This window comes from Methanosarcina sp. KYL-1, from assembly GCF_024372725.1.
Lineage (GTDB): Archaea > Halobacteriota > Methanosarcinia > Methanosarcinales > Methanosarcinaceae > Methanosarcina.
Genome location: NZ_VOUA01000014.1, coordinates 84,393 through 93,176, shown reverse-complemented (window position 1 = coordinate 93,176; position 8,784 = coordinate 84,393). Strand labels below are relative to the sequence as shown.

Sequence of the window (8,784 nt, the reverse complement as noted above, 5' to 3'; positions counted from 1 at the left end):
TCTTTCTCTGGCATATTATTTTATGTAGATGGTTACTATACATATGTTAATAAAGTTGCGTTGTTGGAGTTGACGGGCTGTATCCCGCCTTTGAAAAAGCGGGGATTAGCCCTTAATGCTCCTAAAAAGTCAAAAGAAAGGGAAAAGCCCCGGAGTAACCAGGAGTGAACCGGAGTAACCCAGAGATATCAAGAGCGATCAAGAGTGAACCGGAGTAACCCAGGGCGATAAAGAGTGACCTACAGTAACCAAGAGTGACCTAGAGTAACCCAGAGTGGGAAAAATCCCTGGAAAGTTGGCTTTTTCTGCGTTTGCTTACCATACCCCATTATTTTTCAGGGTGGCAAGGATATTTGTAAACTCACTGTTAAACCTGCACTTCCCGAAATCCGGGGTATCCAGGATCTGCTGTTTTACGGCATGCAGGTCTTCAAGCAGGCTCCTGTCACTTTCGTATTCGAAAGAGCCCTCGAAAGGCTTTATGTTTTCCCCCAGGATTTCCAGGAAACGGGGGTCAAGGTCCTTTGTGAGATAGGTGTCCAGGACCAGCAGGTTTACGATCCTTCCGTAGAACTTCATCAGCTCATAGTCCCTGGAGCCTTCACCGTTCCCTGAAAAACCGCAGGAAACTGCCCCGTACATCTGCCCGTGGATATAAATAAGGTAGCGGGAAATGGTAGTGACAAGGTTTTCAATGAGTTTGTCATCAGGAAAAGCAATGGGAAAGCGCCTTAGAGCAGCAGGGGTAAGGAGGCTGCTTGAAAGGTTTTCACGCTGGCAGATTTCCGAAAAGACCCTTGCAATCGAACTGTTCAGAGCAGCCGTGACGTAGGGGTAACGGGAAGGGTCCTGAAGGATAATTCCGCAGCTGTCTTCAAAAATGTGGTTTCCGGCTGCATCAAAGGAGGCCCGGAGGCTGTAGTGGTCGGCAACGATAATCTTCGGCGTGTTGAGGTACTGAAGCAGTTTGCAGCCTTTCAGGCCGTAGTCAAATGAAGAAAGCGCAGTTTCATCGTGCTTGAAAAGCTTTTTGAACTCCGAAAGCCGGGAATAAGCCAGAGGGAATTCGGCTTTCAATTCTTCGGGGGCCAGGAGCCGGAATTCTTTTTTTGCCCCTTCGCCTGTTATCCGGTAGGGCAGCATGAAGCGGTAAGGAGCAGGGTGGATGGCATATTCGCCGGGATTGTTACTGTCTATGCAGGAGTACATAAGTTCTTCTTCCGGGTTCGGTTCCCGGTCCTGGCCCCTGCACACACAGGGAGCTTCAGGGTCATTCTTATCCGAAAGGTCCACCCTGTGCAGGTAGTCCCGGTCCTCGCTCACCCCACAGAAAATGTCCACAGAAATGTCTTTAAGAGTGTTCGGAATCTGGCTCACTTTTTCTATAATGCTATTTTTGCTCCAGAACATGGTTTGTTTCACTTCACTGGTAAAACCTTGGAATTATTATAAATCTGTTATGAATTTTTTCTAAATCGGTCTCGTACTTTCTTCCAAATCCGGTTCTTGCTTTTAGCACGCTTTATTAAATTTTACGTCAGTAAATCCCTTAATCGGAAATCCGGGATTGAAACCCATTTTCAACCCATCTCATTCACCCGGACAGTTTTCCGAGGTATAAAAAAATGAATGCCTTTGAGGAGGAAACTCTTTTCTGCGAATGCTTTTACAGCCCTTTTTCCTTCCCGGTCTTCAAATAGTAAAAAAATTCTCTCAGAGCCACCGGTTTTATCACGGTATTTTTCAGATATGCGGAAGGGAATAACGTGTCTGGCTTTGTTCCTGGCTCCCAGCAGCATAGGGAGTATCAGGAATTATTCCGTAAATGCAGTAGAGATGTGTGGAGTATTGCAGCCCGATAGGCTCTTCGTGTATGACCCGCTTTTTAGCTCTGAGAGCATCTTCTACGAGTGGGTTAGAAAGGGTTAAAATATATAAACTTTTTCATAAAAATCTAAATGTAAAATGATGAAGGATAAAAGCCGAAACCGGGGGAATCCGGAGAGACTATAAATGCAATTGTAAAGGATATTCGTGAAGAATTTCACTCGAGTCTGAAAGGATTAAAAGAGTTGGATGCAGGTTAAAATATTGAAAAGCGCATAACAAAAGTCAAATACGGACTAAAAGGTATGGGTGCTGATCAAAGTCTCCCCGGAAAAATGGGTAAGGGAACCTATTTGTTCAGCATCCGCTGCTATTTTACGGAAGACTCAGGACATCCGGAAGTCCGAGATCAAGCCCGCATTTTTCGGTATTGAGAATGGATGTAATCTCTTGCTTTACATATTGCATCGCACTCAGCAGGCTTTCGCAGCTTTCCCACTCCATTTCCCCGGCATACGGATGGATGTTTTCTTCCAGAATATCAAGGAGCTTGGGAGCCGGTTCGATTCCGAGATAAGTATCCAGGACCAGGCGGTTTGTAATCTCTTCGTAGAACCCGGCCAGTTCGCGGAGCGAGCCCGAAGCTCCGGCCCCTGCAGCTGCATACTTTTGCCTGTGGATTAAGATGAGGTAACTGGAAAGTGTGCTGATAAGGTTTTTGACTGCTTCGTTTTCCGGAAATGCCATAGGGAAGCGCTTCAGGACTGAAGGGGTAAGGGTGTCGCAGTACACCATCCTGTACCTGCAGACCGCAGGAAAGAGCCTTGCAACAGGGCTGTTCAGGACTGCTGTCACGTAATGGTACATTTCAGGGTCCTTAAGGACAATCCCGCAGCCTTCCCTGAAAAGGTGTTTTCCGGCTTCATCATAAGCAGCCTGCATGCGGTAGCCCTCGTTGACAATGATTTTCGGGGTGTTGAGGTATTCCAGAAGTTTCGTCCCCCGCACACTATAATAGTCAGGGGAGCCAAGCGGGGAGGAGTCGTGGTGGAAATTGGCTTTAAAATCCATCACCCTGTAGTAAGCCAGGGGAAACTCTGCTTCCAGCTCGGAAGGCTGGAGTACCCTGCATTCCTTCCTGGGCCCGCTGCCGGAAAATGAATAGGGAAGCATGAAACCTTGAGGGCTTGACCGGACAGCATATTTTCCGGAAAGTGCTCCTGAAACATACGGGTAGACCAGTTCAGGTTCAATATTTACACCAACACACAGGCCCTCGCACATGTACATATCCGCGGGGTCATTTTTGCCAGGGAGGCCGACCCTGTGCAGGAAACCATTATTGGTGCTTACTCCTCCGAAGAGGTCTTCGGAGATGTCATCAAGTGTAAGGGGGATTTCACTGATTTTTTCCACAATGTTGTTTTTATTCCAGAACATGATTTATTTCACTTCTGAGGGAATATATTAAAGAGGATATATTGATAACAAAATCTCCTCTTTGTTTGGGTTTTAACTAAGGCAAGAACTTTGAAACACTCCGGACCCGGGGCTTATTTCGAAAACCTTTCAATCCGGCCTGCCGATCCGGCCTGCTGAATACAGGACATGAATCAGTTCTGTATACCGGGATCGATTGTATACAGGGATTACTAGAATATCATAAGTATATAAATATATTCGCACTGAAAATAAATTATAAATATAAATCATGACAAATAGGAAAAAACCGGGTGGAAAACAAAAAGATTCAGGCAGCAAGAGGCATGTAAAAGTTTTCCGAAAACCCCAAAACAGAAATGAAAAAATTATGAATATGGGGCATAAACCTCCATTGAAGTGCCCGACGGGACCTGCGCCTCAGGCAGACAGAGCTCAAGCACTTTTTCTGCTATATGTTCGGGTTTCAGGAGCGGTCTATCGAAATAGAGACCCCGGTACATCTGTGTATCCACTCCTCCGGGACAAACTGCATAGACCCGCACCTTTCTCCCTAGCTCGGCAGCAAGGGACTCCGTGATCCCTATCACTGCAAATTTTGAGGCGCTATAAATTGAAAGTTGTGGGATCCCGTGCTTTCCTGCCCCGGAAGAGATATTGATGATTTTTCCGGGCCTGCTCTTAAGCAGAAAAGGGAGGGCATACCTGGTACAGTGAAAAATCCCCTTCACGTTCGTATCCATGATTGCATAATATTCCTTTGTCGTGGTGTCCATGAGGAACTTCCGGTACGCAACCCCTGCATTATTGACGAGGATATCGATCCCCCCAAAAGCCCTGACGGTTTCTGCAACCAGCCTTCTGACATCTTCTGCTTTTCTTACATCCGTCTTTACTGCAAGAGCCCTTCCCCCTTTTCTCCGGACCATTTCCGCAGTCTCTTCTATCTCTTTGCCGGTCCTTGCAGCTGCAACGACATTTGCTCCCTCCTCCGCAAGGGCCAGGCAGATAGCCCTGCCTATCCCCCGTCCACCACCCGTAACTATCGCAGTCTTGCCTTTCAACCTCATTTCGACCACCTGTGAAAAATCAGGTTAGAAGAGGCATATACTCCGGGGAAACAGTGTTCCTGAAAAGAGGTATTTGAGGAAGAAAAAGGACAGGAAAAACAAAACTGATAAAAAAATTTAAGTGATAAGCTCCAGACTATTAATGTAAGCAAGCAGGAGAGAATACACTGGAAGGAGAGAAGACTCCAGAAGGAGAGAAGACTTCAACAGGAGAGAATCATGAAAGAAGCCGTAACCACGAACACCTACATAATAAGGCATGCCACAGCCGAAGACATCCAGAGAATGCTCGAAGTATTCAACTACTACAGTGAACTACCCCTCCCTGCCTGATGGCGAGGAAGGGGCTTCTTGCTTCATCCCTTGAACTACTGTTCACAAGTCCACAAGCCCATCCCCGTAGTTCCTACGGTGTCAGATAACTATAAGATTTTGATCTTGCAGAGAGAATTTTTTGATATTGATTGCAGCATTTATGTCTCTATCATGCTTTGTTTTGCAATAGGGACATACCCATTCTCTATCCTTTAATATCAATTCTGAATTATGATAACCGCAAACATTACATATCTTAGAAGAAGGCTCAAATTTTCCGATCCTTAGAATAGTCTTTCCTAACCGTTCAGCTTTGTATTCTAACTTCGTTACAAATCTACTCCATCCTGCATCCGAAATAGATTGAGCCAAACAGTGATTCTTAACCATACATTTAACATTCAAAGTTTCCAGCGCAATAGCTTGGTTCTCGCTGATAAGTTTAGAAGAGACTTGATGCTGGAAATTGTTCCTCTGGTTGCTTATTTTCTCATGGATTTTTGAAAGACGTTGCCTAGCTTTGTTTCGGTTATTAGAACCTTTTACTTTCTTTGAAACTCTTTTTTGCAAACATTTCATTCTTTTAAGAGAATTTTTGAGGTATTTGGGATTCTCTATTTTTTCTCCATTAGAAAGGATTGCAAAATCTTTTATGCCCACATCTATGCCTATTGTATTTGATTCTGATATTTCTTGTTTTTCAGGTGTTTCTTTTCCATCGTCAACAAGAATACTTATGAAATATTTTCCTGTACTTGATTTAGAGATAGTTGCAGTTTTCATTTCACCTTCAAATCTTCTGTGAAGAACTGCATTTACTTCTCCGATTTTGGGAAGTTTGATAATATTTCTATCAAAATTTACCATGTAATGTTGTGGCATTTGATAGGACTGCACTGGATTTTTCTTAGATTTGAACTTTGGGAATCCAGTTTTTTCTCTAAAGAATTTTGTAAATGCTGATTCTACATTTACCAAAGAGGCGAGTAGAGCCTGTGAATTAGCTTTTTTCAACCATTCGTTAGAAGGCTTTATCTCGTGAACTAAAATCTTTTGTAAGTCGAATCTTGATATTGATTTATTTGATTGTTGATATGTTTTTATCTTCTGTTCTAAAGCCCAATTATAGACAAATCTACATGCGCCAAAATGAACTTTGATTAGTTCTTTCTGACCATTGTCTGGGTAGATTCGGTATTTATAGGCTCTTAACATAATAAACATTATATTTTTTAGAGAGATAAATAGATTTCGTTAAACTTGCTTTGTCGGGAAGTTGACAGCTTTCATCCCCCACCTGTTGCTTCGCTCCGAAGAAGGGGACTTCCCGCCTTAAAGTTAAAAACAGCTTTTCCGCATACCTTGAAACTCCCGTAGGCCCCGAATTTTTCCAGGCCCTTAAGAATGGAAACGGGCAAAAAGAAGGCGAAAATTTCCCATTTTATGTTATAGAAGAAAAAGGACAGGAAAAAAGAGAAGAAAGGGGAGAAGAAAGAGGAAAGGAAAAAGGAGATGAAAAGGAAAATAAAAAGGGCAGGATTGTGGGTATCGGAGCTCTTAGGCCATATTTTCCCTTCCCTAACTTCCGGCATACTGGCATACTCTCCTATTTTATCCTGCCCGAACACACCCGGAAAGGCCTTGGGTCCCGGCTTCTGGACAGGCTCTGCCAGGACGCCCGGGAAAAAAAGATGATGAGCCTGCTTGCAAATGTCTCCTCGAAAAACGAAGCCAGCCTCAATTTCCACAAAAAACACGGCTTTTCGGAATGCGGAAGGTTCAAAGCTGCCGGCACCAAGTTCGGAGAGTATTTTGATGTTGTGTGGGTGCAGAAATTCCTTGACGAAAAAGAGAAATGATTAATTACCCCGGTCCGGTGATCATGCCAGTTTAGAACCAGCTTCCGGGCTCGATTTCCGTATCAGGCCCGGCTAATCTCCAGTTCCCCGGCGGGACGGTGATTTCAAACCTTGCGCCTTCCCCTTCTATTCCCGTTTCCTTAATCTCCATGCCCGTGATAGAGGAGACGTCTTTCATGAAGAAGAGCCCGAGCCCTGTGTTGTTCTCAGCGGACTTTTCAAAAATGGACTCTTTCATTTCCGAAGGGACACCCACGCCGTTGTCCAGGACTTCGATTACAGCCTTTTCCCCGTTCTCCCTGAAACTGACAGAAATTCTACTAACATTTTTCCCATGAGACAGAGCACTGTCAAGAAGGTTATGGAATGCTTTCTGAAAGAGGGGATCTGCATGCACTTCCATATCCCCCTCCTGTATGAAGAATTCAACCCCGGCATTTGAAAAGGAAGATGCGGCATCAATTGCCATATTGCGGACAGACTGCCATACCGGGGCCACAACCCCCAGGTCCTGGTAGTCCCTGGTAAAAATGCTCTGGGAATGGATTGTTTCAATGCATTTTTTGAGGTTTTTCAGGTACCCTTCCAGCCGGAGGTCTTTTTTGACATCCGGTGGGAGCATTTCGGAAAGCAGTTCCGTATATCCGGAAAGTACGTTTACCTGGTTAAGGATGTCATGCCGGGTTATGCTGCTCATGAGGTTGATCTTCCTGTTGACCTGCTCAAGGGCTTCTCTGTACAGGTAGGCCTCTGTGACGTCCCGGATCATTATAAGCCTCCCTTCAACACGGTTTTCAAAAAGGACAGGTGAGACGTTCACGTTAAAGAACATTGCTTTTGAACCTTTGTTTATTGAGATTTCACCGGAGAAACTCCCTTCCTGCCACTGATCCGAAAAAAAGTCATCATGCCTCCCGAAAACTCCATTCAAGCTATTCCCGAGGGCTGATTTCCTGCTTTTGCCAATCAGCTCCAGAGCCGCATTGTTGATATCAGCAATGCTCCCGTCCGCGTCCACTACAATATACCCGTCATTCATGGTATCAATAACGTTTTCCCGGGCAATGGGGACAAGGTTCAGGAACTCATGCTTGCCGGTACCCCACAAAAAGATCAGCCCCCCAAAAGCAAAAGAAAAAGCGGTAGGGTCAATGAAGGCAAACGGCCCGATATCTTTTACGTAGAGCAAATTTCCAAGAATCGGCAGAAGGGCCCCTGTCGTCAGGACCCCCAGCTGGGGCTTCAAAGCCGGACTTGCGGAGATGAACCTCCTTACAAAAAAGAAGATTCCGAGCATGCTCAGGGAAAATGAATAAACATAAAGCACCCGGAAAAGAGGGCCGTGCTCAAATAAGATTATGGGGATTCCCCCAAAAGTCTCAATGGTATATCCGCTATAATAAAGCCAGTGCAAGCTGTTGGTGGCAACTGCAAGAACCGACAGGACAGGTTCGATGAAAAAGAACTTTTCAAACCTGCGAATGAAATTTCGCCCTGTGTCGCAGTATTCAGCCGCAAACAAAAACCATAAAACAGAAAGAAGAGCATTCCCCGGATATGAGAGCCGGGTACAGAGGAACTTGGCATCGGCTCCGATAAACCCGATTTCCCCTGCGTAAAATACCGTCCATTCAGCCATGCAAAGCATGAGAAGGATGAAATACCTTGCAAAACGCACCCTGCGGTAGTCAAAGGTAAGATACGCCTTATATGCCAGGAGAAGCGAGACAAACGCCGAAAAAACGAGAGCCTCCATATATGGCACTGCAGCAGGATGGATTTGTAAAATTATATGACTTCCTCCTCTTTTAGTCGTCCTTCAGCACTGGTTTTATCTCTGGAAAATCAAAGAGAACAGCATCATATTAGTATGGATGTTATAGAGGCTACGTATATAAATAAATTGCATTTGTGGAGAAGCCCAAGCATTAAAACGAAAGCTTGAAAGTGAATAAAAGAGTATTAAAAGTACATGGGGTCCGAAGATTACCTGCAAGCCCTTGAAACGATGGGGAAAATCCTGCTCTTCACGCCGCTCCTTTTAGGGCTCCTGCTCTTCATAACCGGACTTTCTGACAGCACCCCGGCCAGCCAGGATCCGGCTTTTGCCTCCGGGCTTATAATGTCAGCCGGCTTTTTTACGCTTGTATATGCAGCAGTCCTGCGATTTTTGGAAGGAAAAAGGGAAGCTAAAACGGGTAACGGAAAGGAGAAATGAGGATACAAAGCAAAGAAGTTGCTATCATCGATATATAAAAATAATAAAAAGAAGG

At 44.9% G+C, this 8,784-nt stretch carries 8 protein-coding genes; 2 read left to right on the top strand and 6 right to left on the bottom strand.

Annotated features, from left to right (window positions below; translation table 11 throughout):
* Positions 1-315: 315 nt before the first annotated feature.
* The 5 genes from FTO70_RS10850 to tnpB form a co-directional block, all read right to left on the bottom strand.
* A complete protein-coding gene (locus tag FTO70_RS10850) occupies positions 316-1,422 on the bottom strand; it encodes a hypothetical protein (RefSeq protein WP_255335772.1) in 1,107 nt (368 codons plus the stop codon).
* A gap of 158 nt (positions 1,423-1,580) precedes the next feature.
* The gene (locus FTO70_RS10845; protein WP_255335771.1) at positions 1,581-1,799 is read right to left on the bottom strand and encodes a hypothetical protein; all 219 of its coding nucleotides are present in this window, start codon (positions 1,797-1,799) and stop codon (positions 1,581-1,583) included.
* A 403-nt stretch (positions 1,800-2,202) separates the two neighbouring features.
* On the bottom strand, positions 2,203-3,267 hold the full coding sequence (locus FTO70_RS10840) for a hypothetical protein (protein ID WP_255335770.1): 1,065 nt from the start codon (positions 3,265-3,267) through the stop codon (positions 2,203-2,205).
* 368 nt (positions 3,268-3,635) lie between these two features.
* A complete protein-coding gene (locus tag FTO70_RS10835; RefSeq protein ID WP_255335769.1) occupies positions 3,636-4,337 on the bottom strand; it encodes an SDR family NAD(P)-dependent oxidoreductase in 702 nt (233 codons plus the stop codon).
* A 414-nt stretch (positions 4,338-4,751) separates the two neighbouring features.
* Positions 4,752-5,867, bottom strand: a complete 1,116-nt coding sequence (gene tnpB, locus FTO70_RS10830) for an IS200/IS605 family element RNA-guided endonuclease TnpB (protein WP_255335768.1) — start codon at positions 5,865-5,867, stop codon at positions 4,752-4,754.
* A gap of 233 nt (positions 5,868-6,100) precedes the next feature.
* Here tnpB and FTO70_RS10825 point away from each other — a divergent pair, with 233 nt between their 5' ends.
* A complete protein-coding gene (locus FTO70_RS10825; protein WP_255335777.1) occupies positions 6,101-6,511 on the top strand; it encodes a GNAT family N-acetyltransferase in 411 nt (136 codons plus the stop codon).
* Positions 6,512-6,542: 31 nt separating this feature from the next.
* On the opposite strand, the gene FTO70_RS10820 is transcribed toward FTO70_RS10825, so the two are convergent.
* The gene (locus tag FTO70_RS10820; RefSeq protein ID WP_255335776.1) at positions 6,543-8,267 is read right to left on the bottom strand and encodes a histidine kinase N-terminal 7TM domain-containing protein; all 1,725 of its coding nucleotides are present in this window, start codon (positions 8,265-8,267) and stop codon (positions 6,543-6,545) included.
* 216 nt (positions 8,268-8,483) lie between these two features.
* Between FTO70_RS10820 and FTO70_RS10815 the strand changes: the two genes are divergently transcribed.
* Positions 8,484-8,729 (top strand): hypothetical protein, encoded by a 246-nt coding sequence (locus FTO70_RS10815; protein ID WP_255335767.1) that lies wholly within the window; start codon positions 8,484-8,486, stop codon positions 8,727-8,729.
* The last annotated feature ends 55 nt before the right edge of the window (positions 8,730-8,784 follow it).

Coding starts and splice junctions, on each gene's coding strand:
- FTO70_RS10845 (WP_255335771.1), bottom strand. CDS start 1,799: ATGCTGCTGGGAGCCAGGAACAAAGCCAGACACGTTATTCCCTTCCGC.
- FTO70_RS10840 (WP_255335770.1), bottom strand. CDS start 3,267: ATGTTCTGGAATAAAAACAACATTGTGGAAAAAATCAGTGAAATCCCC.
- FTO70_RS10835 (WP_255335769.1), bottom strand. CDS start 4,337: ATGAGGTTGAAAGGCAAGACTGCGATAGTTACGGGTGGTGGACGGGGG.
- tnpB (WP_255335768.1), bottom strand. CDS start 5,867: ATGTTAAGAGCCTATAAATACCGAATCTACCCAGACAATGGTCAGAAA.
- FTO70_RS10820 (WP_255335776.1), bottom strand. CDS start 8,267: ATGGAGGCTCTCGTTTTTTCGGCGTTTGTCTCGCTTCTCCTGGCATAT.
- FTO70_RS10815 (WP_255335767.1), top strand. CDS start 8,484: ATGGGGTCCGAAGATTACCTGCAAGCCCTTGAAACGATGGGGAAAATC.